The sequence below is a fragment of the Streptomyces lichenis genome (genome assembly GCF_023218175.1).
Taxonomy (GTDB): domain Bacteria; phylum Actinomycetota; class Actinomycetes; order Streptomycetales; family Streptomycetaceae; genus Streptomyces; species Streptomyces lichenis.
The window spans coordinates 32,280-57,613 of record NZ_JALPTH010000037.1; the positions used below are offsets into that span (position 1 = coordinate 32,280).

19 protein-coding genes and 1 rRNA gene are annotated in these 25,334 nt (G+C 74.5%); 5 read left to right on the top strand and 15 right to left on the bottom strand.

Annotation, left to right across the window (positions count from 1 at the left end; translation table 11 throughout):
- Nucleotides 1-36: 36 nt before the first annotated feature.
- From M1O15_RS28285 to pyrG, 3 genes are all read right to left on the bottom strand, one after another.
- Nucleotides 37-2,136, bottom strand: a complete 2,100-nt coding sequence (locus tag M1O15_RS28285; RefSeq protein ID WP_248637051.1) for a tetratricopeptide repeat protein — start codon at nucleotides 2,134-2,136, stop codon at nucleotides 37-39.
- 203 nt (nucleotides 2,137-2,339) lie between these two features.
- The gene (locus tag M1O15_RS28290) at nucleotides 2,340-2,972 is read right to left on the bottom strand and encodes an NUDIX domain-containing protein (RefSeq protein ID WP_248637052.1); all 633 of its coding nucleotides are present in this window, start codon (nucleotides 2,970-2,972) and stop codon (nucleotides 2,340-2,342) included.
- Nucleotides 2,973-3,088: 116 nt separating this feature from the next.
- Nucleotides 3,089-4,738, bottom strand: a complete 1,650-nt coding sequence (gene pyrG, locus M1O15_RS28295; RefSeq protein WP_248637053.1) for a CTP synthase — start codon at nucleotides 4,736-4,738, stop codon at nucleotides 3,089-3,091.
- Nucleotides 4,739-5,243: 505 nt separating this feature from the next.
- On the opposite strand from pyrG, the gene M1O15_RS28300 reads away from it, so the two are divergent.
- The 3 genes from M1O15_RS28300 (at nucleotide 5,244) to M1O15_RS28310 (ending at nucleotide 9,883) form a co-directional block, all read left to right on the top strand.
- Nucleotides 5,244-7,049 carry a glycoside hydrolase family 15 protein gene (locus M1O15_RS28300; protein ID WP_248637054.1) on the top strand — a complete coding sequence of 602 codons (1,806 nt, stop codon included), beginning with the start codon at nucleotides 5,244-5,246 and terminating at the stop codon, nucleotides 7,047-7,049.
- 249 nt (nucleotides 7,050-7,298) lie between these two features.
- On the top strand, nucleotides 7,299-8,933 hold the full coding sequence (locus tag M1O15_RS28305; RefSeq protein WP_248637065.1) for a PucR family transcriptional regulator: 1,635 nt from the start codon (nucleotides 7,299-7,301) through the stop codon (nucleotides 8,931-8,933).
- An 80-nt stretch (nucleotides 8,934-9,013) separates the two neighbouring features.
- On the top strand, nucleotides 9,014-9,883 hold the full coding sequence (locus M1O15_RS28310) for an alpha/beta fold hydrolase (RefSeq protein WP_248637055.1): 870 nt from the start codon (nucleotides 9,014-9,016) through the stop codon (nucleotides 9,881-9,883).
- Between the two features lie 17 nt (nucleotides 9,884-9,900).
- On the opposite strand, the gene M1O15_RS28315 is transcribed toward M1O15_RS28310, so the two are convergent.
- The 5 genes from M1O15_RS28315 to M1O15_RS28335 form a co-directional block, all read right to left on the bottom strand.
- Nucleotides 9,901-10,983 carry a glycosyltransferase family 4 protein gene (locus M1O15_RS28315; protein WP_248637056.1) on the bottom strand — a complete coding sequence of 361 codons (1,083 nt, stop codon included), beginning with the start codon at nucleotides 10,981-10,983 and terminating at the stop codon, nucleotides 9,901-9,903.
- A gap of 1,293 nt (nucleotides 10,984-12,276) precedes the next feature.
- Entirely contained in the window at nucleotides 12,277-14,004 is a 1,728-nt protein-coding gene (gene recN, locus M1O15_RS28320) for a DNA repair protein RecN (RefSeq protein WP_248637066.1), read from the bottom strand.
- Between the two features lie 243 nt (nucleotides 14,005-14,247).
- Complete coding sequence (locus M1O15_RS28325; protein WP_248637067.1) at nucleotides 14,248-15,192, bottom strand: NAD kinase; 945 nt, start codon at nucleotides 15,190-15,192, stop codon at nucleotides 14,248-14,250.
- Nucleotides 15,193-15,206: 14 nt separating this feature from the next.
- Nucleotides 15,207-16,022, bottom strand: a complete 816-nt coding sequence (locus M1O15_RS28330; RefSeq protein ID WP_248637057.1) for a TlyA family RNA methyltransferase — start codon at nucleotides 16,020-16,022, stop codon at nucleotides 15,207-15,209.
- A gap of 7 nt (nucleotides 16,023-16,029) precedes the next feature.
- Nucleotides 16,030-16,479 carry a hypothetical protein gene (locus tag M1O15_RS28335; protein ID WP_248637058.1) on the bottom strand — a complete coding sequence of 150 codons (450 nt, stop codon included), beginning with the start codon at nucleotides 16,477-16,479 and terminating at the stop codon, nucleotides 16,030-16,032.
- A 41-nt stretch (nucleotides 16,480-16,520) separates the two neighbouring features.
- On the opposite strand from M1O15_RS28335, the gene M1O15_RS28340 reads away from it, so the two are divergent.
- Nucleotides 16,521-16,868, top strand: coding sequence for an SCP2 sterol-binding domain-containing protein (locus tag M1O15_RS28340; protein WP_248637059.1), 348 nt, complete (start codon nucleotides 16,521-16,523; stop codon nucleotides 16,866-16,868).
- Nucleotides 16,869-16,914: 46 nt separating this feature from the next.
- On the opposite strand, the gene M1O15_RS28345 is transcribed toward M1O15_RS28340, so the two are convergent.
- The 4 genes from M1O15_RS28345 to M1O15_RS28360 all read right to left on the bottom strand — a co-directional run bounded on the left by M1O15_RS28345 (nucleotide 16,915) and on the right by M1O15_RS28360 (nucleotide 21,249).
- Nucleotides 16,915-17,895, bottom strand: a complete 981-nt coding sequence (locus tag M1O15_RS28345) for an ABC transporter ATP-binding protein (protein ID WP_248637060.1) — start codon at nucleotides 17,893-17,895, stop codon at nucleotides 16,915-16,917.
- A gap of 83 nt (nucleotides 17,896-17,978) precedes the next feature.
- Nucleotides 17,979-19,022, bottom strand: coding sequence for a FecCD family ABC transporter permease (locus M1O15_RS28350; RefSeq protein WP_372499601.1), 1,044 nt, complete (start codon nucleotides 19,020-19,022; stop codon nucleotides 17,979-17,981).
- Nucleotides 19,019-20,071 carry a FecCD family ABC transporter permease gene (locus tag M1O15_RS28355; RefSeq protein ID WP_248637069.1) on the bottom strand — a complete coding sequence of 351 codons (1,053 nt, stop codon included), beginning with the start codon at nucleotides 20,069-20,071 and terminating at the stop codon, nucleotides 19,019-19,021. The genes M1O15_RS28350 and M1O15_RS28355 overlap by 4 nt, the downstream gene beginning before the upstream one ends.
- Before the next feature lie 128 nt (nucleotides 20,072-20,199).
- Entirely contained in the window at nucleotides 20,200-21,249 is a 1,050-nt protein-coding gene (locus M1O15_RS28360) for an HAD-IIA family hydrolase (RefSeq protein WP_372499603.1), read from the bottom strand.
- Nucleotides 21,250-21,359: 110 nt separating this feature from the next.
- On the opposite strand from M1O15_RS28360, the gene M1O15_RS28365 reads away from it, so the two are divergent.
- Nucleotides 21,360-22,658: a DUF1015 family protein gene (locus M1O15_RS28365; protein WP_248637061.1), complete on the top strand. Its 1,299-nt coding sequence runs from the start codon at nucleotides 21,360-21,362 to the stop codon at nucleotides 22,656-22,658.
- A 70-nt stretch (nucleotides 22,659-22,728) separates the two neighbouring features.
- Here M1O15_RS28365 and M1O15_RS28370 read toward each other — a convergent pair whose 3' ends face one another.
- The 3 genes from M1O15_RS28370 to rrf form a co-directional block, all read right to left on the bottom strand.
- A complete protein-coding gene (locus M1O15_RS28370; protein WP_248637062.1) occupies nucleotides 22,729-23,604 on the bottom strand; it encodes a tetratricopeptide repeat protein in 876 nt (291 codons plus the stop codon).
- Entirely contained in the window at nucleotides 23,586-24,863 is a 1,278-nt protein-coding gene (locus M1O15_RS28375) for a hypothetical protein (protein ID WP_248637063.1), read from the bottom strand. The genes M1O15_RS28370 and M1O15_RS28375 overlap by 19 nt, the downstream gene beginning before the upstream one ends.
- Nucleotides 24,864-25,135: 272 nt before the next feature.
- Nucleotides 25,136-25,252, bottom strand: a 5S ribosomal RNA gene (gene rrf, locus M1O15_RS28380).
- Between the last annotated feature and the right edge of the window lie 82 nt (nucleotides 25,253-25,334).

Sequence of the window (25,334 nt, forward strand, 5' to 3'; positions counted from 1 at the left end):
ATTGAAGGGTCTTCGGTTGTCTAGCCTTGCGAATGCCTAATCTTTCGCCGAGGCACTGCGGATTTCGTAGGCGGAGGAGGGGGTTCCTCCCTGACGATCCTCCGTTTCCAGCAGACGATCAGCCGCCGCGCGGTGCAACCGGGCCGCCGCCGGGTCGCCGAGCCGGTCCAGGGTGTCGGCCAGCCGCAGCTGGAGCGCGGCCAGCAGCCGCACGTCCTTGGCGGTGCGGGCGCACTCCACCGCCTCCTCGCAGGTGCGCAGCGACTCCTCGGGGCGCCCCGCGTACTCCTGGACCCGGGCCGCCTCGCTCAACGCCCGCGCGTGGCCGGAGACATCGCCCAGGCGCCGGTACCCGGCCGCGGCGGCCCGCCAGTTCCGCAGCGCCTCCCCGTAGCGGCCCTCGTAGGTGTACACGGCGCCCAGCCGCCCGTACAGCCTCGCCTGGTCCGCCCGCTCGTCGCGGGCCAGCCGCTGGGCCAGCGCCCTGCCGTACCAGTCGGCGGCCCGCGGCCAGTCCCCCAGCTCCTGGTGGGCGCCGCCTACGGATTCCATCGCCCGGCCGACCGCGTACGGGTCGTTCGCCTGCCGTCCGGCGTCCAGCGCGGCCCGGTAGCGGGCCAGCGCCTCCCGGGTGCGGCCGGTGCGGGCGTCCAGATCGCCCAGGTTCAGCAGGGCGGCGGCCCGCTCCCGGGGCAGCCCGCGCCGCTCGGCCACGCCCAGCACCAGCTGGTGCAGCCCGTACAGCTCGGGGGCGGCGGCCTCGGCCCCGCGGTGCGCGGCGAGCGCCCTGACCAGGGCGGCGACCAGCCGGCGGGCGAGGGTGTCCAGGTCTCCGTCGGCCACCGCGATCCGGGCGGAGGCCAGCAGCGCGGGCTGCCGGGTGGCGAGCCAGCGCCCGGCGGCCTCGGGCCCGTCGAAGCGCAGCGCCCGGGGCAGTCCGGCGAGCCGGCGGCGGGCCGGGGAGCCCTCGGGCTCGGTGACCGCGTGGCAGGACTGGAGCAGCCGTACGGTCCGCTCCAGCATCCGGGCCTGGGCGAGCTGGGTCTCGGCCGGGCGGTCCCGCTCCAGCTCCTCCCGCAGCAGCGGCAGCAGGCACCCCGGCACCTGGTACTGCCCCTCCTGCCCGTCTCCCCCGTCCCCTTCGGGCCGCCCCCGGTGCAGGAAGCCCGCCGTGGCGAGCCGCTCCAGAACACTCTCCGCGGCCGACACCGAGCAGCCGGCCAGCGCGGAGGCGGTGTGGCCGTCGGCCAGCGCGACCGGGGCGAGCGCCAGCAGCCGCAGGGTGCGCGCGGCCGGGCCGGGCAGGGCCTCGTAGGCGAGGGCGAAGGCGCGGGCCAGCGCCCGGTCGGCGGCGGGCCGCTCGGGGTCGTCGGGCAGCGCGCGCAGCCGCTTGGCCAGGTCGGCGACCGAGGACATGGGGTGGGCGGCCAGCCAGCCGCCGGCCAGCACCAGGGCGGCGGGCTGGCCGCCGCACAGCTCGGTCAGCGTCTCGGCGGCCTGCGGGTCCACGGTGATCCGCACCGACCCGGCGTACCCCTCCAGCAGCCCGATGGCGGACTTGGCGTCCAGCCCGCCCACCGTGCACGGCCGTACGTCCGGGATTCCGGTGAGCGGCCCCTTGGCCACCGCCACCACCAGGCAGGCGGGGTTGTCCGGGAGCAGCGCGTCCACCTGCTCCGCGTCGGCGGCGTCGTCCAGCAGCAGCAGGGCCCGCCGGTCGCCGAAGGCGCCGCGCAGCCGCTCGCTCAGCTCCTCGGCGCCGGCCCCCGCGGGCGCGGCGACGCCCACCGCCGTGAGCAGGTCCCGGGCGGTCCGCTCGACCGGCACCGGCTCGCCGCCGGGCTCGGTCAGCCGGGCCCGCAGCACCCCGTCCCGGTACCCCCGGGCCAGGTCGGCGACCAGCTCCTCGGCCAGCGCGGTCCGCCCGCTGCCGGGGCGCCCGGCGATCAGCAGCACCCGGGCCCGCGGCGAGGGCCGCCCCGCCAGGGTGTCCAGCCCCGCCCGGGCGATGTCGGCCCGCAGCTCCTTCAGCTCCCGCGCCCGCCCGTGGAAGGCGCGGCGCCCGGGCTGCGCACCGGGACGGACGGCTTCGCGCCCCGGCCCGTCCCCGTCGATGTCCACCGCCTGATCCGTCACGGGCCACGCTCCCGTCCGCTGCGCACACGCCGATCCCGCCGGCGGTTCCGCGGGCGGGTGATCTCCCGCACCGAGCGTAGTTCAGTGACAAGGGCCACTCCGGCCGAGCGGGGCCCCTACATCGCCCAATCGGATCAGCCGATCGTCATACCGGTCACCCGAGAGGAGCAGCGCCCGGCCGGAAGGGGGGTGCCCCCATCCCCCTACTTGTCGAAGGGGCGGGCCGGCCAGGGGGCGTCGCCCGGGCGCAGGGCGTCCAGGCCGCCGGCGGCGGCGCGCGCGGCGAGGACCGAGAGCACGCCGACCACCAGGCAGTTGTTGTGCAGGTCGCCGGCGAGGACCCGGCGGGCCAGCTCGTCCAGCGGGACCCGGGCCAGCTCCATGTCGGCCTCCTCCTCCGCGGCGGCGAACCTCTCGCCCTCCACGTCGGACAGCCCCCGGGCGAGGAAGATCCGCACGGCCTCGTCGCAGCCGCCCGGCGTGGTGTAGACGTCGGTGAGCACCCGCCAGTCGTCGGCCTTGATGTGCGCCTCCTCGTACAGCTCGCGCACCGCCGCGTTCAGCGGGTTCTCGCCGGGCACGTCCAGCAGCCCGGCCGGGATCTCCCACAGCTTGTGGCGCACCGGGTGGCGGTACTGGCGCAGCACCACCACCTGGTCGTCCTCACCGAGGGCGAGGACGGCGACCGAACCGGGGTGGACCTGGTAGTCCCGGGTGTGCACCGAGCCGTCCGGCATCACCACGTCCTCGGTGCGGACACTGGTCTTCGCTCCCCGGAACGGCGTGGAGGTCGCGGTGACCCGCCACTCCTCGGGAGTGTCCTTGATCGCGGTCATGGCTGACGCCCTCCTGGATGAACGGAAAAACGGTGGACCGGGGCGCGGTCCCGTGACGGGCCGCGTGCCCCGGTCCACCGTAACGCCAGTGGATCAACCTCCGGCCGGCGTGCCGCTCACTTCCCGGTCTTGCGCTCCACCGCCGCCTTGACCAGCCCGGCGAAGAGCGGGTGCGGGCGGGTCGGGCGGGAGCGCAGCTCCGGGTGGGCCTGGGTGGCGACCAGGTAGGGGTGGACCTCGCGCGGGTACTCCACGTACTCCACCAGCTTGTTGTCCGGGGAGGTGCCGGAGAACAGGATCCCGGCCTTCTTCTCCAGCTCCGCGCGGTAGGCGTTGTTCACCTCGTAGCGGTGGCGGTGGCGCTCCTCCACGTACGGCTGGTCGCCGTAGACCTCGCGGACGATGGAGCCCTCGGCCAGCTTCGCCGGGTACATGCCCAGCCGCATGGTGCCGCCGAGGTCCCCGGCGCCCTCCACATAGGCGAGCTGCTCCTCCATGGTGGAGATCACCGGGTGGGCGGTGGCCGCGTCGAACTCGGTGGAGTTGGCGTCGGCGATGCCGGCGAGGTTGCGCGCCGCCTCGACCACGATGCACTGCAGGCCCAGGCAGATGCCGAGCAGCGGCACCTTGTTCTCGCGGGCGTAGCGGATGGCGCCGACCTTGCCGTTGACGCCGCGCTCGCCGAAGCCGCCGGGGATCAGGATGGCGTCCACGTCGCCGAGCTGCTTCTCGGCGCCGGCCGGGGTCTTGCAGTCGTCGGAGGTGACCCACTTGACCTTGACTCGCGCCTTGTTGGCGAAGCCGCCGGCCCGCATGGCCTCGGTCACCGACAGATAGGCGTCCGGCAGGTCGATGTACTTGCCGACCAGGGCGACGGTGACCTCGTGGTCGGGGTTGTGCACCCGGTCCAGCAGGTCGTCCCAGACCGTCCAGTCCACGTCCCGGAACGGCAGGTCGAGCTTGCGCACGACATAGGCGTCCAGGCCCTCGGTGTGCAGCACCTTGGGGATGTCGTAGATCGACTTGGCGTCGATGGCCGCGACCACGGCCGCCTCGTCCACGTCGCACATCAGCGAGATCTTGCGCTTGATGGCGGTGGGCACGTCCCGGTCGGCGCGCAGCACGATCGCGTCCGGCTGGATGCCGATGTTGCGCAGCGCGGCCACCGAGTGCTGGGTGGGCTTGGTCTTCAGCTCGCCGGACGGGCCGATGTAGGGCAGCAGCGAGATGTGCACCACGAAGACGTTGTCCCGGCCGACCTCGTGGCGGACCTGGCGGACGGTCTCCAGGAACGGCAGCGACTCGATGTCGCCGACCGTGCCGCCGACCTCGGTGATCACCACGTCCACGTCGTCGGTGGCCATCCGGCGGATGCGGGACTTGATCTCGTTGGTGATGTGCGGGATGACCTGCACCGTGTCGCCCAGGTACTCGCCGCGCCGCTCCTTGGCGATGACCTGCGAGTAGACCTGGCCGGTGGTGACGTTGGCCGAGCCGTCCAGGTCGACGTCGAGGAACCGCTCGTAGTGGCCGATGTCCAGGTCGGTCTCGGCGCCGTCGTTGGTGACGAACACCTCGCCGTGCTGGAACGGGTTCATGGTGCCCGGGTCGACGTTGAGGTACGGGTCGAGCTTCTGCATCGTCACCCGCAGCCCGCGCGCCTTGAGCAGCGCGCCGAGGCTGGAGGCGGTGAGCCCCTTGCCGAGGGAGGAGGCGACGCCCCCGGTGACGAAGATGTGCTTGGTCGTCGTGGATTTCGACGGCATGGCCAAGAGGGGGCTCCCGTGGTCGCGGTGGGTCAGGTGCGTACCGGCGTCCGTCCGGCCCAGGAGTTCCGGGGGGTGGTGCCGTCGCTGCGGTTCGGGGGCCGCCGGGTGAGGTGCGGCGCCAACCGGTCCACGGGCTACCAGGGTATCAGCGCCCGGACGCCCCCGCTCCGGCCGCCGCGTCCAGGACGGCCGTCGACCACGGCTCCGCGGCCCTCCCGTCCCCCTCCCGAACACACCCGGCACACAGGCGGACACACCCGGCTGATGGGTTTCGCACAAGGTGTCGGAGGTCACTCGTCCGGCCGGACAGCGGATTCGGGACGATCACACAGAGGGCCGGGGCATCGTCGTATCCTGCTCGGACATCCGCCGCGAGCGACGACCCCCACCGGCACCATCCGCACACCCCGAAGCGGACTGCCACCACGCTCGTCGGCGACCTTGACCCCAACCCTGAAAGCGCCCCGCGGGGCGAACGTTGCCGTTCGACTGGAGATTGCACGTGGCCGGGCGCATCGAGGACTACGCACTCATCGGAGACATGCAGACCGCCGCCCTGGTCTGCCGGAACGGCACGGTCGACTGGCTGTGCCTGCCCCGCTTCGATTCGCACGCCGTCTTCGCAGGCCTCCTCGGGACCGAGGAGCACGGATTCTGGCGGATCGGCCCGGCGCACGCCGAGGGCGCCGAACCGCCGACCGCCGACCGCCGCCGCTATGCCGGCGACTCGCTGATCCTGGAGTCCGAATGGGACCAGCCGGGACGCGGCACCGTACGGGTCACCGACTTCATGCCGCCCCGTGACGGCGCCCCGCAGCTGGTGCGGATCGTGGAGGGCGTCAAGGGCCGGGTGAAGATGCGCTCCACGCTGCGGATGCGCTTCTCCTACGGCCGGATCGTGCCCTGGGTGCACAAGGTGGACGGCCGTACGGTCGCCGTCGCCGGACCCGACTCGGTCTGGCTGGACACCGAGGCCGAGACGCACGGCAAGGACCTCACCACCTACTCGGACTTCACCGTCTCGGCGGGCGAGCGGATCGCGTTCACCATCAGCTGGCAGCCCTCCCACCACAACCAGCCGCACCTGCCGGACCCGGAGGGCGCCCTGGAGGCGACCGCCGAGTTCTGGCGCGACTGGGTGGAGCAGTGCACCTACCGCGGCCCCTACCGGGAGGCGGTGATCCGCTCCCTGATCACCCTGAAGGCGCTGACCTACGCGCCCACCGGCGGGATCGTCGCCGCGCCGACCACCTCCCTGCCGGAGGAGATCGGCGGGGTACGGAACTGGGACTACCGCTACACCTGGCTGCGCGACGCCGCCATCACGCTCTCCTCCCTCCTGCGCACCGGCTACCGCGAGGAGGCCCGCGCCTGGCGCGAGTGGCTGCTGCGCGCGGTGGCCGGCGACCCGGAGAACCTCCAGATCATGTACGGCATCGCCGGCGAGCGGGAGCTCGGCGAGGCGGAGCTGGACTGGCTGCCGGGCTACGAGGGCTCCACCCCGGTACGGGTCGGCAACGGCGCCGCGGCCCAGCTCCAGCTGGACGTCTACGGCGAGGTCACCGAGGCCCTGCACCTGGCCCATATGACCGGGCTGGCCCGCAACGACTACGCCTCGGTGCTCCAGCTGAAGCTCATCCGGTACCTGGAGGACCACTGGATGGAGCCGGACGAGGGCATCTGGGAGGTGCGCGGCCCGCGCCGGCACTTCACCCACTCCAAGGTGATGGCCTGGGTGGCGGTGGACCGCACCATCAAGCTGATCGAGTCCGGTGACGCGGACGGCCCGCTGGAGCGCTGGCGCGAGCTGCGCGACGACATCCACCGGGACGTCTGCGAGAAGGGCTACGACCCGGAGCGCAACACCTTCACCCAGTCCTACGGCTCCCGGGAGCTGGACGCCTCGCTGCTGCTGATCCCGCAGATGGGCTTCCTGCCGCCGGACGACAAGCGGGTCATCGGCACCATCGAGGCGATCCAGCGGGAGCTGTCCACCGAGGACGGCTTCATCCTGCGCTACCCCACCGAGGGCGAGGACGCGGGCGTGGACGGCCTGGAGGGCGACGAGGGCGCGTTCCTGGCCTGCTCGTTCTGGCTGGCGGACGACCTGGCGATGATCGGCCGGGTCGACGAGGCCCGCAAGCTCTTCGAGAAGCTGCTCGGGCTCCGCAACGACCTGGGCCTGCTGGCCGAGGAGTGGGACAGCAGGCACCAGCGCCAGGTCGGCAATTTCCCGCAGGCCTTCAGCCATGTCCCGCTGATCGACACCGCCCTGCGGCTCACCGCCTCGGGCGCCTACGGCGGCTGACCGCCCGTACCGCCCCCAGGGGCGTGCCGCCCGCAGAGGGCCCCGGCCGCCAACCGCGCCGGGGCCCTCTCCCGTACCGGACCCCGCCTCGCCCCCGTACCCGGGCGACCGGCCCTCTCCTGCCCGAGGCGTTCGGCGTACCCCACCGGACCGGGCCCGACGGGTCGGCGGAAGAGCGGCCCGGCACCGGACACGGCGGCCATACCCCCCACCCGCCCGGGCCGGGTAGCGTCCGACCGTATGAGCACCATGGACGGACAGGGCGGCGGCATCACGGTACGGCGGGCGCTGGAGCTGCCGGGGCTGCGCGGTGGGCTGCCCGAGGTGGTCGCCGGGGCGGACCGGCTGCACCGCACGGTGCGCTGGGTGCACGCCGGCGAGGTGCCCAACATCGCCTCGCTGCTCAAGGGCGGCGAGCTGCTGCTGACCACCGGGCTCGGGCTGGGCACCCGGCCGGCCGAGCAGCGGGCGTTCGTCCGCCGGCTGGCGGACCGGGGGATCGCCGCGCTGGTGGTGGAGCTGGGGCCGCGCTTCTCCCGGCTGCCCTCGGTGATCGTGGAGACCGCGCGGGCGGCCGGGCTGCCGCTGGTGCAGCTGCACCGGGAGGTGGCCTTCGTCTCGGTCACCGAGGAGGTGCACACCGAGATCGTCAACGGCCACTACGCGATGCTGCGGCAGGCCGAGGACGTGCACCGCCGGTGCACCGAGGCGCTGCTCGGCGGCGGCGGGGTGCCGCAGGTGCTGCGCATCCTGGCCGACTTCGCCGCCAACCCGGTCTTCCTGGAGACCGTGGACGGCGGACTGCTGTACGCGGCCGGCACGGGCACCGGGACGTCGGCCGCCGACCCGCTCCAGGTCTGGGAGGGGCTGCGCGGTCAGCGGGCGGCCCGGGAGGCGGGGCCGCCGGCCGGGGCGGTGCTGGTGGACGTGCCGGGCGGCGGCGGTCCCGGGACCGGGGCGGTACGGGCCCGGCTGGTGCTGCTCGCGGTGTCGGGGGCGCTGTCCCCGGTGCACCGGATGGCGGCGGAGCGGACGGCCGGGATCCTGGCCGTGGTGCTGATGCAGGCGCGCCAGGAGGAGGAGCTCGCGGCCCGGGGCCGGGGCGACTTCCTGACCGATCTCGCCGAGGGCCGCGTCCCGGCCGAGGAGGCCCCGGCCCAGGCCCGGGTCCTGGGCTTCAAGCCCGGCGACGGCCCCCTCCTGCCGGTGGTGATGCGCTTGGTGGCCGAGGGCGCCCCGGCCGGCAACTGGTCAGTGCTGGCCCGCACGGTGCCGGAGGAGCTGGGCACCCTGGGGGTTCCGGTGCTGCTGGGCGTACGGCCGGTGGAGGGGCGGGTCCTGCTGCTGCTGGGGCTGCGCGCGGACACCGAACGGGCCGCGGTGGCCGACCGGGTGGCGGCGGCGCTGCGCGCGGGCGCGGCCCGGGCCGGGCTGGAGCGCCTGGGCGCGCCCGCCCCGGTGGTCGTGGTGGGCGCGGGCGGCGGCTGGGCGGCGGCCTCGGCGGGGCTGCGGCACGCCGCGGAGACCTCGGCGGCGGCCCAGGGGCTCCCGGAGCGGCCGTGGTTCGACGCCCGGCGGCTCGACATCGACCTGCTGCTGTGGCGGCTGCGCGACCACCCCGACCTGGCGGCCTTCGTGGACCGGGCGATCGGCCCGCTGCGCGACCACGACCGCACCTCCCGCCCGCCGCTGCTCCCCACCCTGGAGACCTATCTCGCGCACGCCGGCCGCAAGGCGGAGACCGCCCGCGAGCTGCACCTCAACCGCCAGACCCTCTACAACCGGCTGGCCCGGATCGGCGAACTGCTCGGCACCGACCTGGACGACCCGCAGACCGTCCTCGGCCTCTCCCTGGCCCTGCACGCCCGCCGCCACACCCCGTAGCGGTGTCCACGGCTCCTCAGGGGGCAGAAGGACCCCGCCGGCGGGAAGGCCGGCCATCGAGGCGGGAGGGGGTACGGGCCGTGTTCGAGGGTTTCGAGACCGAGCGGGTCACGGTCGACGGAGCGTCGATCCTGGTACGCCACGGCGGGGAAGGGCCGCCCGTGGTGCTGCTGCACGGCCACCCCCGGACCTCCGCGACCTGGCACCGGGTCGCCCCCCTGCTCGTCCGGGACGGCTTCACCGTGGTCTGCCCCGACCTGCGGGGGTACGGCCGGTCCACCGGCCCGGCGCCCACCCCCGACCACACCGCCCACTCCAAGCGGGCCGTCGCCGGTGACGTGGTCCAGGTGATGCGCGCCCTCGGGCACGACCGGTTCGCCCTCGCCGGGCACGACCGCGGAGGCGCCGTGGCGCTGCGTCTCGTGCTCGACCACCCCGACGCGGTGGAGCGGGTGGCGCTGCTCGACTGCCTGCCGATCAGCGAGCACCTGTCCCGCATCACGGCGACGTTCGCCACCCAGTGGTGGCACTGGTTCTTCTTCGCCCAGCCGGAGATCCCCGAGCGGGTCATCACCGCCGACCCGGACCGCTGGTACCGCGGCGATCCGCGGACCATGGGCCAGGAGAACCACGACGAGTGGCGCGCGGCCGTGCGGAACCCGGACGTGGTGCGCGCGATGCTGGAGGACTACCGGGCCGGCCTCACCGTCGACCGGCGGCACGAGGAGGACGACCGGGCCGCCGGGGTACGGATCCGGTGCCCGGCACTGGCCCTCTGGTCGCTCCGGGACGACCTGGAGGACCTGTACGGCGACCCGCTGAGGATCTGGCGGCAGTGGGCGCCGGACGTCCGAGGCCACGGCATCGACTCCGGGCACCATATGGCCGAGGAGGCACCGGAGGCGCTCGCCTCCGCCCTGGCCGCCTTCTTCGCCGAGCGGCCCGCCTGAGGCCCTCCGACGGAACGTCAGCGCCCCGCGCGCAGCTCGTCGTACACGCTCAGCACCTGCGCCACCGTGTCGTCCTCGGTCGGCCAGCCGGCGGCCTGGACCCGGCCCGCCGCCGCCAGCTCGGCCCGCCGCTCCGGGTCGTCCAGCAGCGCCGTGACCGCGGCTGCCAGCGCCGGGGCGTCCCCCGGGGCCACCAGTTCGGCCGCGTCGCCGACGAGTTCGGGCACCCCGCCGGCGGCCGTGGCGACCAGCGGTACGCCCAGCCGCAGCGCCTCCTGCCCCAGCGGCGGGCGCGCCTCCCAACGGCTCGGCAGGACCGCCACGTCCGCCGCGGCGAGCAGGGCGGTGACATCGTCGCGCCGCCCGAGCAGCCGGACCGGCAGGCCCTCGGCGTCGATACGGCGCTGGAGCGCGGCACGGCCGGGCCCCTCCCCCGCGACCGCGACGAGCGGCGGAGGATCGCGGTCCAGCCAGTGGCGGGACGCGTCCAGCAGGGTTCCGTACCCGTGGTGCGGCTCCAGGGCGCCGACCGCGACGACCAGGGCCCGGTCCATGGCGCCCAGTTCGGCCCTGACCTTGCCGGAGTGGAGTTCGGTGCCCTGCCGTGGCGCCGGGATGGTGACCGCGCCGAGCCGGGCGTCCCGGGCGCCGCGCAGCCGGGCCCGGTCCACGATCACGGAGGAGGTGCCGAACACCACCGCGGCGTCCCGCACCGCCCGGCGCTCCCGCAACCGGAGCCACTGCCCCCGGGCCCCGCTCTCGGGCGCGAAGGCGTGCCAGGTGACCACCAGCGGGGCCCGGCGCGCGGCACCGAGCACCCGGCCGACGCGCAGGGCGGCGTGCAGCCCGTGGGCATGCACCACGTCCGCGTCGGCGCAGGCGGCACGCAGGGCGGCGAGGGAGAGCGGATCGCTGCGGCGCGGCACGGCCGTGAAGTCCGCGCCGGCGCCCAGGAAGTCGAACGCGCGGTCCAGCGCGGCGGGGGCGCACACGGTCACCCGCACACCCCGGGCCACCAGCCCGGCGGCCAGTGATCTGACATGAGCGCTGCTGCCCGCGCTTCCACCGCCGAGCACCTGGACCGTACGCAGCTGTGTCACCCGCCAAGGATGCCAGCGCGGAGGCCCTCCGCGTCACCGCCGGAAGCCCCGAACCCATCGAACCGGCCGATCCCCCACCATGCTTCACCCACACGAGTGACTCCCGCCTCCCACAACCGCCCGGCCCCAACCGCGTCCCGCACCCGCCGCCCGGCACCGGTACGGCCACCAAGGCGACCACCCTTCGACCGAAAAGAACCGGCGCCCCAGCCGCCCCGCCCACCACCACGCCCCCGAGCCCCACCGCATACCGCCCGGCCACACACCCACCCCGGCGTCCCCACCACCCCGCCCCGGCCTCCAGCGCCTCGCGCCAACGGGGCGCCCCGCCGCGACGGACCCCGCGCCGTATTAGGGCACCCCGCCGCCACAGACCTCGCGCCGTCCCGGGGCGTCCTCGCAGCCACAGACCTCGCGCCGCCGCAAGACGCCCTGGCGGCCCCGGGTACGGCGCCGCCCCAGGCCGCCTCCGTGGCCCCGGGCACCGCACCAACAACCCGACAACCCGACAACCTCCACGACCACAGACTCCGCGCCACCCCGGGCCGCCTCCAACACCACCAGGCACAGCCCCACTCCAGAGCGGCCACGCCACACCCAGGCAGCCGTGGCCAAGGCCGAGCCGCACCGGGGCCGCCCTGGCCCCGCGTCACCCCCGACCGGCCCCCGACGGACCCCCGGGCCGGACCCAACACGCGCGCGCCACGCCACCCCTGACCGGTGGAACGGCCCTATGGCCCCCCTACGCAAGCCCCATGTCACACCTGACCGACAGGGCGGGCCCGTGGGCCCCCACGCAAGCCCCATGTCATCCCCGACCAGCGGGACGGCCCCATGGGCCCCGCCCACACCCCACGCCCCATGTCACCCCTGACCAGCGGGGCGCCCCCGTGGGCTCGCCCACACACACGCCCACGTCACCCCCGACCAGCGGGACGTCCCCGTAGACCCCGCCCCAGACACGCGCCCCAAGCCGCCCCCGACCGGCGCCGCCGGACCCCCGGGCACCGCCCGACGCGCGCTGGGGCGCACGGCGCGTCCACCGCGGAGGCCGCCAACCGTCAGGCCGCGCGACCGGCAGGCCGCGCGCCCCATACCGCCCCGACCGCCACCGACCGCCACCAACGACCCCCGAAGCCCGCCCCGACACCTCGCCACTCCCGACCGGCACGGCACCGACGGCCCCCGGGGCCCACCCGACACGCGTTCCGCACCGCCCCGTTCGGCACCAACGCCCACCAGGGGCTCACGCAGCACGCGCACGCCCCCCACTATCCGGCGGCGCAAGCCGCCCTACGCGTCGGCGCGGGCCGCCGCGAGCAGTTCCTCGGCGTGCGCCCGGGCCGTCTCCGAGTCCTCCTGCCCGGCGAGCATCCGGGACAGCTCACGCACCCGGTCCTCCCCCTCCAGCACGGTGACACCCGATCGGGTGACGGAACCGTCGTTGGTCTTCTCCACCAGCAGCTGCCGGTCGGCGAAGGCCGCCACCTGCGGCAGATGGGTGACCACCACCACCTGCGCCGTCCTGGCCAGCTTGGCGAGCCGGCGGCCGATCTCCACCGCCGCCTTGCCGCCGACGCCCGCGTCCACCTCGTCGAAGAGATACGTCGGCACCGGGTCCGTACCGGCGAACACCACCTCCACCGCGAGCATCACCCGTGACAGCTCACCGCCCGAGGCGCCCTTGGCGATCGGCCGGGGCGGGGCGCCCGGGTGCGGGGCGAGCAGCAGCTCCACCTCGTCGGCGCCGTGCGGCCCGTACGCCACCGTGCGCCCGCCCACCTCGACCCCGTCCGGGTCCTCGGTCTGCCGGATGGCGAAGGAGACCCGGGCGTGCGGCATGGCCAGCGAGGCCAGCTCGGCGGTGACCGCCTCGGCGAACCGCGCGGCGGCCTCCGTACGGGCATCGGTGAGCTCCTGGGCGAGCTGCGACAGTTCGGCCCGCAGCACGTCGCGCTCCGCCGTCAGCTCGCCGATCCGGTCGTCGTCGCCGTCCAGCTCGGTGAGCCGGTTCACGCCCTCCTCGGCCCAGGCCAGCACCGCGTCGATACCGTCGCCCTGCCCGCCGTACTTGCGGGTGAGCCCGGTCAGCGCGGCCCGGCGCTCCTCCACGGCCGCCAGCCGCAGCGGGTCGGCGTCCAGGTTGTCGGCGTACCCGGCGAGCTCGCCCGCGACATCGGCGAGCAGGATGGAGATCTCGCCCATCCGGTCGGCGAGCGCGGCCAGCGCCGGGTCGTGCGCCCGGACGGCCTCCAGGGCGCGCTGAGCACCCGCGACGAGCGTGGTGGCGTCCACCCCCTCCGGGTCCTCCACGTCCCCGGCGAGCGCCCCGTGGGCGAGCGCGGCGGCGGAGGCCAGCGCCTCGGCGTGGCCCAGCCGCTCCGCCTCCGCGGCCAGTTCCACGTCCTCCCCGGCCAGCGGTTCGACCGCCTCGATCTCGCCGAGCCCGAAGCGCAGCAGATCGGCCTCCTGGGCCCGCTCCCGGGCCCGGGTGGTCAGCTCGTCCAGCTGCCCGGCGATCGCCCGCAGCCGGCGGTACGCGCCGGCGTACCGGCCCAGCGGCCCGGCGACCGCCTCACCCGCGTACCGGTCCAGGGCGCCGCGCTGGCGGGCCGGCTTGAGCAGCCCCTGCTGGTCGGTCTGGCCGTGCACCGCGACCAGGTCGTCGGCGAGTTCGGCGAGGACCCCGACCGGTACGGACCGGCCGCCGAGGTGGGCCCGGGAGCGGCCCTCGGCGGAGACGGTACGGCTGATGAGCAGGGCGCCGTCGTCGAGCTCGGCACCCGCCTCCTCGGCGCGGGTGGCGGCCGCCCCGCCGGGTGCCACGCTGACGCGGCCCTCCACGACGGCGGACGGCGACCCGATCCGTACCAGCGCTGCGTCGGCCCGCCCGCCGAGCAGCAGCCCGAGGCTGGTCACCACCATGGTCTTGCCCGCGCCGGTCTCGCCGGTCACCGCGGTGAACCCGGGTGACAGCTCCACCACCGCGTCGTCGATGACTCCGAGCGACCGTATCCGCATCTCCTCCAACACGAGAGAAGACCTTACGAGGTCCGGGGGCCCCTGTGCGACGGCCCCCGCCGCGCGCCGCCGAACGGGCAGGTCGCGGCGGCCCGGCCGGGACGGCCTGTCACCCACCGGAGTGGGGGGAGAACCCCCGGAGAAGAGGGGTGGCAGCCGGATGGCAGCCCGCCCGCACCCACGGGCAGGCTAGTCACCATGAGTAATCACCCCACCACAGCCCCCGCCAGACCCGCCCTTGCCTCAGTGCGGCGCACCCCGCCAACCGGACACCGGCAGGGCGAACTTCGCGACCAGCCGATCCGTGAAGGAGGCGTGGTGCAGCCGTGCCAGCCGCACGGGTACGGCCCCCCGGCGCACCTCCACCCGCGCGCCCGCGGGCAGTTCGGCGGTGCGCCGCCCGTCGCACCACAACACCCCGTCGGGGGTGTGCGGTTCGACCTCCACCGCCAGCACCGAGTCCGGAGTGGTCACCAGCGGCTTGGCGAAGAGCGCGTGGGCGCCGATCGGCACCATCAGCAGCGCCTCCACCTCCGGCCAGACCACCGGCCCGCCGGCCGAGAAGGCGTACGCGGTGGAGCCGGTCGGGGTCGCGCAGATCACCCCGTCGCAGCCGAAGCCGGTCACCGGCCGCCCGTCGATGGCGACGACCACCTCCAGCATCCGCTCCGGCGACACCTTCTGCACGGCCGCCTCGTTGAGCGCCCAGTCGGAGTGGATGACGTCCCCGTCGTCGTGCACCGTCACATCGAGGGTCATCCGCTCCTCGACCTCGTAGGCGCGGGTGACCACCCGGTCGACCACCTGGTCCAGATCGTCCCGCTCGGCCTCGGCGAGGAAGCCGACCCGGCCCAGGTTGACCCCGAGCATCGGCACCCCGGAGGCCCGGGCGAATTCGGCGCCCCGCAGCAGCGTCCCGTCACCACCGAGCACGATCAGCAGCTCGCAGCCGTCGAGGACGTCGGAGGAGGCCTCGGGCACGATCTGCACGGCCGGGGTGTCGGGCAGCGGCAGGTCGGCCGCCTCGGCGGCGAGGACCCGCACGTCCAGGCCGCTGCGGAGCAGCCCCAGCGCGACCAGTTCGGCGCTGCGCACCGCCGCCGGGCGGCCGGTGTGGGCGAGCAGGAAGACGGTCCGCGGCCCCGTCGAGGACTCGTGGGTGAGCGCGGGTGCGGCGGTCGTCGACAGTGCTTTGGACGAGCTCAACGGGGTCCCTCCGCCACGGCGCGGTCCACATCGGCCGGATCGAGCGCGGGCGCCCCGGCCCGCATCCACAGAAAGTACTCCACGTTCCCCGACGGGCCGGGCAGCGGACTGGCGGTGACGCCCTGGACGCCGAGTCCCAGTCCCCAGGCCTGGCCGGCGACGGTCCGCACGGCGTCGGCGCGCAGTTCGGGGCTGCGGACGACACCCCCGCTGCCGAGCCGTTCGCGGCCCACCTCGAACTGCGGCTTCACCATCAGCACCAGGTCGGCGTCCGGGGCGCTCACCCCGGCCAGCGCCGGCAGCACCAGACCGAGCGGGATGAAGGACAGGTCGCCCACCACCAGGTCCACCGGTGCACCGCCGATCGCGTCCAGGGTCAGTTCGCGCACATTCGTACGGTCCTTGACGGTGACGCGTTCATCGCTCTGCAACGACCAGGCCAGCTGCCCGTATCCGACGTCGACGGCCACCACATGAGCGGCCCCGGAGCGCAGCAGCACATCGGTGAAGCCACCGGTCGACGCCCCGGCGTCCAGCGCCCGCCGCCCCTCGACCACCAGCCCGCGCGGCACGAACGCGGCCAGCGCCCCGGCCAGCTTGTGCCCGCCCCGGGAGACGTAGTCGGGGTCGGCGTCGTCGGTCGCCACGACGATGGCGGCGGCGGTCTCGACCTGGGTGGCGGACTTGGCGGCGACGGCACCGCCGACGGTCACCCGCCCGGCCGCGATGAGCTGGCCCGCGTGCTCCCGCGAGCGGGCGAGCTTCCGGCGTACCAGCTCGGCGTCGAGACGGCGGCGTGCCACTCCTGCCACGTTCGGTTCAGCTCCTGTGGTCGTACGAAGAAGAGGACGGCGCTCCGGTCGGTGCGGACGGCGCCGGGGGCGCGGGCGGACGGGCGTCCAGCGCGGCGAGCGCTTCCCGCAGTTCCCGGTGTACATCCTCGTACACCTCCAGATGCCCGTCGGCGGGGAGGTGGTCGGCGTCCGCCAGCCGCTCCAGGGCCGAGTCCACCGCGGGATGGCCGGTGAGCGTCCGTCCCACCCCGAGCGGCGCGGCCGCGGCGGGCTCCAGAGCCTCCGCGCCTCCTCCCACGCCCCCCTCCGCCAGCGCCGCAGGCCCCGCAGGCTCCACGGACCCGGCCGCTCCCGCAAGCCGCTCCCCGGCCGCCATGGACTCCTCGGGGCCCTCGGACCCTTCGCGTCCCTCGGGCCGCTCCCCGGTGGCCCGGGCCGGGGCCGGGGCGGACCGGGGCGTCACTTCGTCGTCCATGCCCCGACGCTACCGCGTGGCCCTGCGGTACCGTCGGTCCGATGGCCACGATCGAGGAGTGCCGCAGCGCACTGGACAAGCTCTCCGACTCGCTGCGGCGCGCGGACGGCGAGGTGCGCTCCGCGGCCGCGATGGACCGCACGCTCAGCTGCCACCTCACCGACCTGGACACCACCTTCACCGGCCGTCTGGTGAACGGCCGGATCCTGGTCGAGGACCGGGTGGCCGGACCGCCGCCCGCCAAGGCGGAGATCCGGCTCGCCATGACGGGGGACGACCTGGTGGCCCTGGTCGACGGGCAGCTCCACTTCGCCCGCGCCTGGGGTTCCGGCCGGGTCAGGCTGGAGGCCGGCTTCCGCGACCTGCTGCGGCTGCGCTCACTGCTCTAGCGCGCCCATTTTCAGCTGGCGCCCCATCTTCAGCCGGCGTCCTTCTTCAGCCGGCGCCCTTCTTGAGCGCCACCCCGCTACCGGCCTCCGGCTGCTCGGCAGTCTCGATGCCGCCGGTACCGCCGGTACCGCCGGCGCCTCCGATGCCGCCGACCAGGGCGGCCCGGGCCGCGGCCGAGGCGCGGTCCGCGGCGCGGGCCTGCCGGGCGGCGGGCACCACCAGCGGGGTGCCGGTCTCCGGGTCCTCGATCACCTGGCAGCGCAGTCCGAAGACCCGTTCCACGAGTTCCGCGGTGACCACCTCGCTCGGCGGCCCCTCGGCGACGATCTCCCCGCCGCGTACGGCGATCAGATGGGTGGCGTACCGGGCCGCGTGGTTGAGGTCGTGCAGCACGGCGACCAGGGTGCGGCCCTGGTGCTCGTGGAGCTCGGCGCAGAGGTCGAGCACATCGATCTGGTGCTGGATGTCGAGGTAGGTGGTCGGCTCGTCCAGCAGCAGCAATGGTGTCTGCTGGGCCAGGGCCATGGCGATCCAGACGCGCTGGCGCTGCCCGCCGGACAGCTCGTCGACGTACCGCTCCCCCAGCTCGGCGACCCCGGTGGCCTCCATCGACTCCTGCACGATCGCCTCGTCCTCCGGCGACCACTGGCGCAGCAGGCTCTGGTGCGGGTAGCGGCCCCGGGCGACCAGGTCGGCGACGGTGATGCCGTCCGGCGCGATCGAGGACTGCGGCAGCAGCCCGAGGGTCCTGGCGACCTTCTTCGCCGGCATGGAGTGGATCGCCTGCCCGTCGAGCAGCACCCGGCCCTCGGTGGGCTTCAGCATCCGGGACAGCGCCCGCAGCAGGGTGGACTTGCCGCAGGCGTTGGGGCCGACGATCACGGTGAAGGAGTGGTCGGGTATCTCGACCGAGAGGTCGCGGGCGATGACCCGCTGCTCGTAGGCGAGGGTCACCGACTCGGCGCTGAGCCGCTGCCGGCCGTCCTGGTCGGCGGAGCTGCGGTCCGGACGCTGCTGGCGCTGCATGGTCGTGCTCCTGGCGTTGTCGTGGTGCGCGGCGGTGGGGCCGGCGGCGGGCGCGTGGTCGTGGGCGGGCTCGGGGGCGGGGCTCAAATCCGGCCCGCCCGGCGTTCGGTGACCAGCAGCCACAGCAGATAGACCCCGCCGACCACGCTGGTGACGACCCCCACCGGCAGCTCGCGGTCGCCGAAGGCGTTGGTGGCGGTCCAGTCGGCGGCCAGCAGCAGCGCGGCGCCCATGCAGGCGGAGGCCGCCAGGTTGGGGCCCGGGGCGCGGGTGAGCCGGCGGGCCAGCTGGGGGGCGCTCAGCGAGACGAAGACGATCGGCCCGGCGGCGGCGGTGGCGGCCGACACCAGCAGCACGGCGGCGCACATCAGGGTCACCCGTACCCGTTCGACCCGGACCCCCAGCGCGTACGCCGAGTCGTCGCCCATCTCCAGCATCCGCAGCGGGCGCCCGAAGGCCAGCACCAGCGGGATCAGCACCGCGCACATGGCGAGCAGCGGCCAGAACTGCACCCAGTCGCGGCCGTCGAGGGTGCCGGTCATCCACAGCACCGCGCGGGTGGCGTCGACCAGGTCGGCCTTGGTGATCATGTAGTGGGTGGCCGCGGTCAGCATGGCGGCGACGCCGATGCCGACCAGCACCAGCCGGAAGCCGTGCACCCCGCGCTTCCAGGCGAGCAGGTAGATGCCGACCCCGGTGACCAGTCCGCCGACGACCGCGCCGCCCGCGACGGCCGCCTGGCTGCCGTGGAAGAGCACGATCACCGCGAGCGCGCCGACGGCGGAGCCCTGCCCGAAGCCGATGACGTCGGGGCTGCCCAGCGGGTTGCGGGAGATCGACTGGAAGACGGCGCCGCCGAGGGCCAGGCAGGCTCCGACCAGGACGGCCACCAGTACCCGGGGCAGTCGCAGGTCCTGGACGACGAACTCCTGGGCCATGGTGCCGTCGCCCATCAGCGTGGCGACGACCTCGGCCGGGGAGATGGGGTAGTCCCCGCTGCCGATGAGCACGATCCCGGCCGCCACGGTCGCGGCGACCAGCAGCAGGACCGCCCCGGTCGCCCTCGGCTGGTAGCGGATCGACAGACCGCCGGGGGTGCGCAGTGCTTTGCTGGTCCGCGTGATCACAGCTGGGCCATCCTCTTGCGGCGTACGAGGTGGATGAAGACGGGTCCCCCGATGAAGGCGGTGACGATGCCGACCTGGAGCTCGGAGGGGCGCACCAGCAGCCGGCCGAGCACATCGGAGCCGAGCAGCAGCACCGGGGAGAGCCCCGCCGAGTACGGCAGGATCCAGCGCAGGTCGGGCCCGGTGAGCGCGCGCACCAGATACGGGACCATCAGTCCGACGAAGACGATCGGGCCGCAGGCGGCGGTGGCCGCCCCGCACAGCAGGGTCACCGCGACCATGCCGAGCAGCCGGGTGCGGTTGAGGTTCGCGCCGAGCGCCCGGGCCGTGTCGTCGCCCATCTCCATGGCGTTGAGCGGGCGGGCGATCAGCAGGGCGAGCACGACCCCGACGGCGAGGAACGGCGCCACACTGCGGATGGTCGTCATATCGGCGTGGGAGAGCGAGCCGACGATCCAGAAGCGCAGCCGGTCCAGCGCCACCGCGTCCAGCAACTGCACGGCGTTGACGTATCCGTACAGCGCGGCCGTCGCGGCGGTGCCGGCGAGCGCCAGCCGTACCGGGGTGGCGGCCCTGCTGCCGCCGAGCACGTACACGACGACGGAGACGACCGCCGCCCCCAGCAGGGCGAACCAGACATAGCCGCTCAGCGAGGTGACGCCGAGGAAGCTGATCGCGGTGACCACCGCCGCGGAGGCGCCGGCGTTGACGCCCATCAGCCCGGGCTCCGCCAGCGGGTTGCGGGTGAGCGCCTGCATCACCGCGCCGGAGAGTCCCAGCGCGATGCCGACGAGCAGTCCCAGCAGCGTGCGCGGCACCCGGAGGTCCTGGATGAGGACGTCGTTCCCGGTGCCGGAGTAGTGGAAGAGGCCGTGCCACACATCGGCCAACGGCACCGGCTTGGCGCCCACCACGATGCTCGCGACGCATATCAGCAGCAGGACGCCCAGGGACACCACGAGCCCGGCCGCGCGCGCCGAGTGGCGCCCGCGTGGCCGGGTCGCGGAGTCGGCGGCGTCCGCGCTCCGCTTGGAGGGACTGTCGACCAACACGGCGGTAAGGCTAGCCTACCTTTTGTCGCTGCCCGAAAGGCCGGGGCAGGGCCCCGCTACACACCGCACAACGCCGCCCCGGGTCACGTCCCGGACGACCCAAGCGCACACACGCACCCAGAGCCTCACCCCTCCAACCGGGACAGCGCCTTCCCCGCGTCCAGCGCGCACGCCTCGTCGCCCCCCTGTGTCCAGGCCGCCGCGCACAGCGCCCGCAGCCCGTCCAGCCGGTCCCCGTCGCCCGACAGCTCCAGCGCGTCCCCGGCCGCCCGGGCGGTCCAGCCCCCGCAGCCGAACCCCTCGTCCGCCGAGCCGGTCACCTCCGGCTGCCCGGTCAGCAGCCCGCGCAGATCGGCGTCCACATAGGTCGGCCGGTGCTTCGGTACGGCCGCCAGCAGCGCGGCCGCGTCGGTCACCCCGGTGAGCACCAGCAGCGAGTCGACCCCGCCGGCCACCGCGCCCTCGATATCCGTGTCCAGCCGGTCCCCCACCACCAGCGGCCGCTCCGCCCCGGTCCGCAGAATGGTCTCCCGGTGCATCGGCGGTAGCGGCTTGCCCGCCACCTGCGGCTCCTTGCCGGTGGCGATCCGTACGACCTCCACGGCCGCCCCGTTGCCCGGCGCGATGCCCCGGCCGCTGGGAATGGTCAGATCGGTGTTGGACGCGAACCACGGCACACCCCGCGCCACCGCGTACGAACCCTCGGCCAGCCGCGACCACGGCATGTCCGGCCCGCCGTACCCCTGCACCACCGCCGCCGGATCGTCGTCCGCCGAGTCCACCGGCGTCAGCCCGCGCTCCCGCAGCGCCACCCGCAGCCCCTCGCCGCCGATCACCAGCACCCGCGCCCCGGCCGGTACCTGCTCCGCGACCAGCCGGGCCACCGCCTGCGCCGAGGTGATCACATCGTCGTCGGCGGCCGGCACCCCCAGCTCCGTCAGATGCGCGGCGACCGCGTCCGGCGTCCGCAGCGCGTTGTTGGTGACATACGCCAGGTGCATCCCGCCGTCCCGGGCGGTCGCCAGCGCGTCCACCGCGTGCGCGATGGCCTCCCCACCGGCGTACACCACCCCGTCCAGGTCCAGCAGCGCGGTGTCATAGGCCTCGCTCAGCGCGGTGGCGCTCCCCCGCGGCCGTCGGACCTCCTGCCGCCCCTCGCGCTCCTGGGCCCTCACATCCGCCGCGTCCGCCGCATTCGCCGCATCCGTCACAACCGTCACTCCTCGCATCCGCATGCTCTCCCCCCGATCATCGCGCATACCCCGTACGCACATACGATGCAGGGATGAACACCACAGGTCTTGCGGCGAACGGCGGGCTCAACCTGAAGCCTTTCCGCGGACTGCGCTACGTCCCGGAACGGGTCGGCAGCCTGGCCGCGGTGACCTCACCCCCGTACGACGTCGTCGTACGACCCGACGGTGTCCACCATCTCCAGTCCGCCGACCCCCACAACATCGTCCGGCTGATCCTCCCGCAGGCCGCCACCCCCGAGGCCCGCCACCGCCAGGCGGCCTCCACCCTGCGCGACTGGATCGCCGAGGGCGTGCTCGCCCCCGACGACCGACCGGCGCTCTACGTCTACGAGCAGCGCGACGGCGAGCTGCTGCAACGCGGCCTCATCGGGGCGCTCGCCCTCACCCCTCCGGAAGAGGGCGTCGTCCTGCCGCACGAGGACGTGATGGCCCCGATCGTCGAGGACCGCGCCGCCCTGATGCGCACCACCGCCGCCAACCTCGACCCGCTGCTGCTCACCTACCGCGGCGACGGCACCGGCACCGGCGCGACCGCCGTCATCGAACGCACGGTACGGAGCGCCCCGCTGCTCGCCACCACCACCGAGGACGGCGTCGACCACCGCCTGTGGGCGGTCACCGACCCCGCCCAGCTCACCGAGGTCGCCACCGACCTGGCCCGCCACCAGGCGCTCATCGCCGACGGCCACCACCGCTGGGCGACCTACCTCCGGCTGCGCGCCGAGCACCCCTCCCCCAGCCCCTGGGACTACGGCCTGGTGCTCCTCATCGACACCGCCCGCTACCCCCTCCGGGTCCGCGCCATCCACCGCCTGCTGAACCGGCTGCCCCTCGACGACGCCCTGGACGCGCTCACCGCCCCCGCCCTGGACGGGGCCTTCCGCGTCCGGACGGTCGACGCCCCGCTCCCCGCCGCGCTGGACGCCCTCGCCGAGGCCGCCGCACTGGGCAACGCCTACCTCCTCGCCGGCGGCGCCGGCCGCTTCCACCTCCTGGACCGCCCCACCCCCGGACTGCTGACCCGCACCGTCCCGCAGGAGTACCCGCCCGCCTGGCGCGCCCTGGACGCCACCGTGCTCCACGCCACCCTGCTGGAACACCTCTGGAAGATCCCGGACACCCCCGAGGACATCACCTACATCCACGACGCGGCCGCCGCGGTGGAACAGGCCGAACGGCGCGGCGGTACGGCCGTGCTGATGCACCCGGTACGCGAGGAGGTCGTCCGCGACCTGGCTCGCCAGGGTGTGACGATGCCCCGCAAGTCGACCTCGTTCGGCCCCAAGCCGGCCACCGGCCTGGTACTGCGCAGCCTCGACACCGCATGAGAAAGGGGCGGCGCCCGCAGGCACCGCCCCTCCCTCACACTCCGGACCCGATCAGTCGGGTTCGGTCCGATCAGTCGCGGTCGGCCCGGTCGGTCCCGGTCACCAGACCGTCCTCCTCGCGCCGCTCCTCGACCTGCTCCTCGTCCCGCTCGCCGTCGGCAGCCACCGCGCCGGAGTCCCCGGCATCGCCCTCGGCCGCCTCCACAACCTCCCGGTCGTCGGCACCGTCCACGTCCTCGTCCACCGCGTCCTCGACTGCGCCGTCCGCCTCCGGGACGTCCTCATCCGCGATGTCCCCCTCCGCGGCGTTCTCGTCCTCGGCGTCCGTGAACTCGACACCGTCCAGCTCGGCCAGTCGGTCGGAGGCATCGGTCGAGCCGTCCTTGTCCGCCTCCAGCGCCTTGGCGAACCACTCGCGCGCCTCGCCCTCGCGGTCCGCCTCCAGCAGCGCGTCGGCGTACGCGTACCGCAGCCGCGCCGTCCACGACTGGACCGAGTGGGAGGCCAGCTCCGGGCTCTGCAGGGTCACGATGGCGGCGTCCAGCTGCCCCATGTCCCGGCGGGCACCGGCGGCGACCAGCCGCATCTCGACCTGGCCGGCCTTGTCCAGCTTCTGCACCTCGGGCTCGCCGGCCATCGCCAGCGCCCGCTCGGGCCGGCCGAGACCACGCTCGCAGTCGGCCATCACCGGCCACAGCTCGGCGTTGCCGGTCATCCGACGGGCCGCCCGGAACTCGGCCAGCGCCTCGGAGTACTTCTGCGTCGCGTACGCGGCGAAGCCGGCCGCCTCACGCACGGCGGCCACGCGCGAGGCGAGCCGCAGCGCGATCCGCGAGTACGCGTACGCCTGCTCGGGGTCCTCGTCGATGAGCCGGGCCACCATGACGAGGTTCCTCGCCACATCCTCGGCCAGCGTCTTGGGCAGGCTCAGCAGCTCCTGCCGCACATCCTGGTCGATCTCGTTCCCGGTGACGTCCTCGGGGATGGGCAGCCGCCTGATCGGCTCGCGGTCCCGGTCACGGTCGTCCCGACGGAAGCCGCCGCCACCGCCCCGGTTGTCGTCCCGACGGAAGCCACCACGGCCCCGGTCGTCACGCCGGTCATCGCGGCGATCGTCCCGACGCGGCCCACGCGGACGGTCGTCCCGGCCGCGGTAGCCCCCGCGGTCGCGGTCGTCACGGCGCTGCATCCGGTCGTCGCGCGGGAACCCGCCCCGCCGATCATCGCGACGGTCGTCGCGCCGCTCGAACGAACGGTCATCCCGGCGGTCGTCACGGGGCCGCTCGTCCCGACGGTCGTCCCTGCGCGGGGCCCGGTCGTCCCGGGGGTACGAAGGCCGCTCGCCCCCGCGCCGGAACCCGCCGCCACCACCCCGGTTGTCGTCACGACGGAACCCACCACGGTCCCGGTCATCACGACGGAACCCCGGACGGTCATCCCGCCGATCGTCTCGACGGTCATCCCGGCGGTCGTCACGGCGGTCGTCCCGGCGCTCGAACGGCCGGTCATCCCGACGGAAGCCACCACGGTCGTCACGGCGGTCATCCCGGCGATCGTCGCGCCGGAAGCCGCCACCACCACCCTGGCTGTCGTCCCGCCGGAAGCCGCCGCCACCACTCCGGTTGTCGTCCCGACGGAAGCCGCCACCACCCCGGTTGTCATCACGTCGGAAGCCACCGCCGCCGCCCCGGTTGTCGTCCCGACGGAAACCGCCGCCACCCCGGTTGTCATCGCGCCGGAAGCTCGGGCGGTCGTCCCGCCGACCGTCACGGCGGTCATCGCGGCGATCGTCACGGCGGTCGTCACGCCCACGGTCATCACGACGCTCGTACGGCCGCTCATCCCGACGCGGCTCACGGCGGAAGCCACCCCGATCGTCGCCTCGGCCATCACGGCGGTCATCCCGCCGATCGTCACGCCGGTCATCACGGGGACGGTCGTCGCGGGGCCGGTCATCGCGGCGGAAGCCACCGCCACCACCGCCCCCGAAACGACCACCACGGTCGCGGTCGTCCCGGCGACCGTAGCCGCCGCGGTCGTCGCCGCCACGGAACCCGCGGCCGCCACCATCACGATCACGGTCCCGATCACGGTCCCGATCGCGGTCGCGGTCGCGGTCGCGGTCATCACGACGGAAGGGCGGACGGTCGTCGCGGCGACCGTAACCGCCGCCTCCACGGTTGTCGTCACGACGGTTGTCGTCACGGCGCGGCCCGCGGTCGTCCCGCCGGAAACCGCCCCGCTCGCCACCGTCCCTACGACGCGGCTCGCGCTCCGGACGGTCGTCGGAGGAGTTGGTGGACATCGAGATGGCTCCTGTCTTCGGGGTCTAACCCATTCATTCTCGCGCAGTCGGCGAACCGACGCGCTATGAGAGTGGCTTCAGCGCCGGCTCACTCACGACACCGGCAATTCGGAAAAACAAAAGGACCCTTGGTCCCAGCATGAACGCTGGGACCAAGGGTCCTTGAAAGATTGTTCGGCGGTGTCCTACTCTCCCACAGGGTCCCCCCTGCAGTACCATCGGCGCTGAAAGGCTTAGCTTCCGGGTTCGAAATGTAACCGGGCGTTTCCCTAACGCTATGACCACCGAAACCCTAAAGGGTTCTAGCGAACAAGCACACTTTTCAATTAATGAAGTAGTGCTACCGGTGCGACTGTTCGCAACCCGGGAAC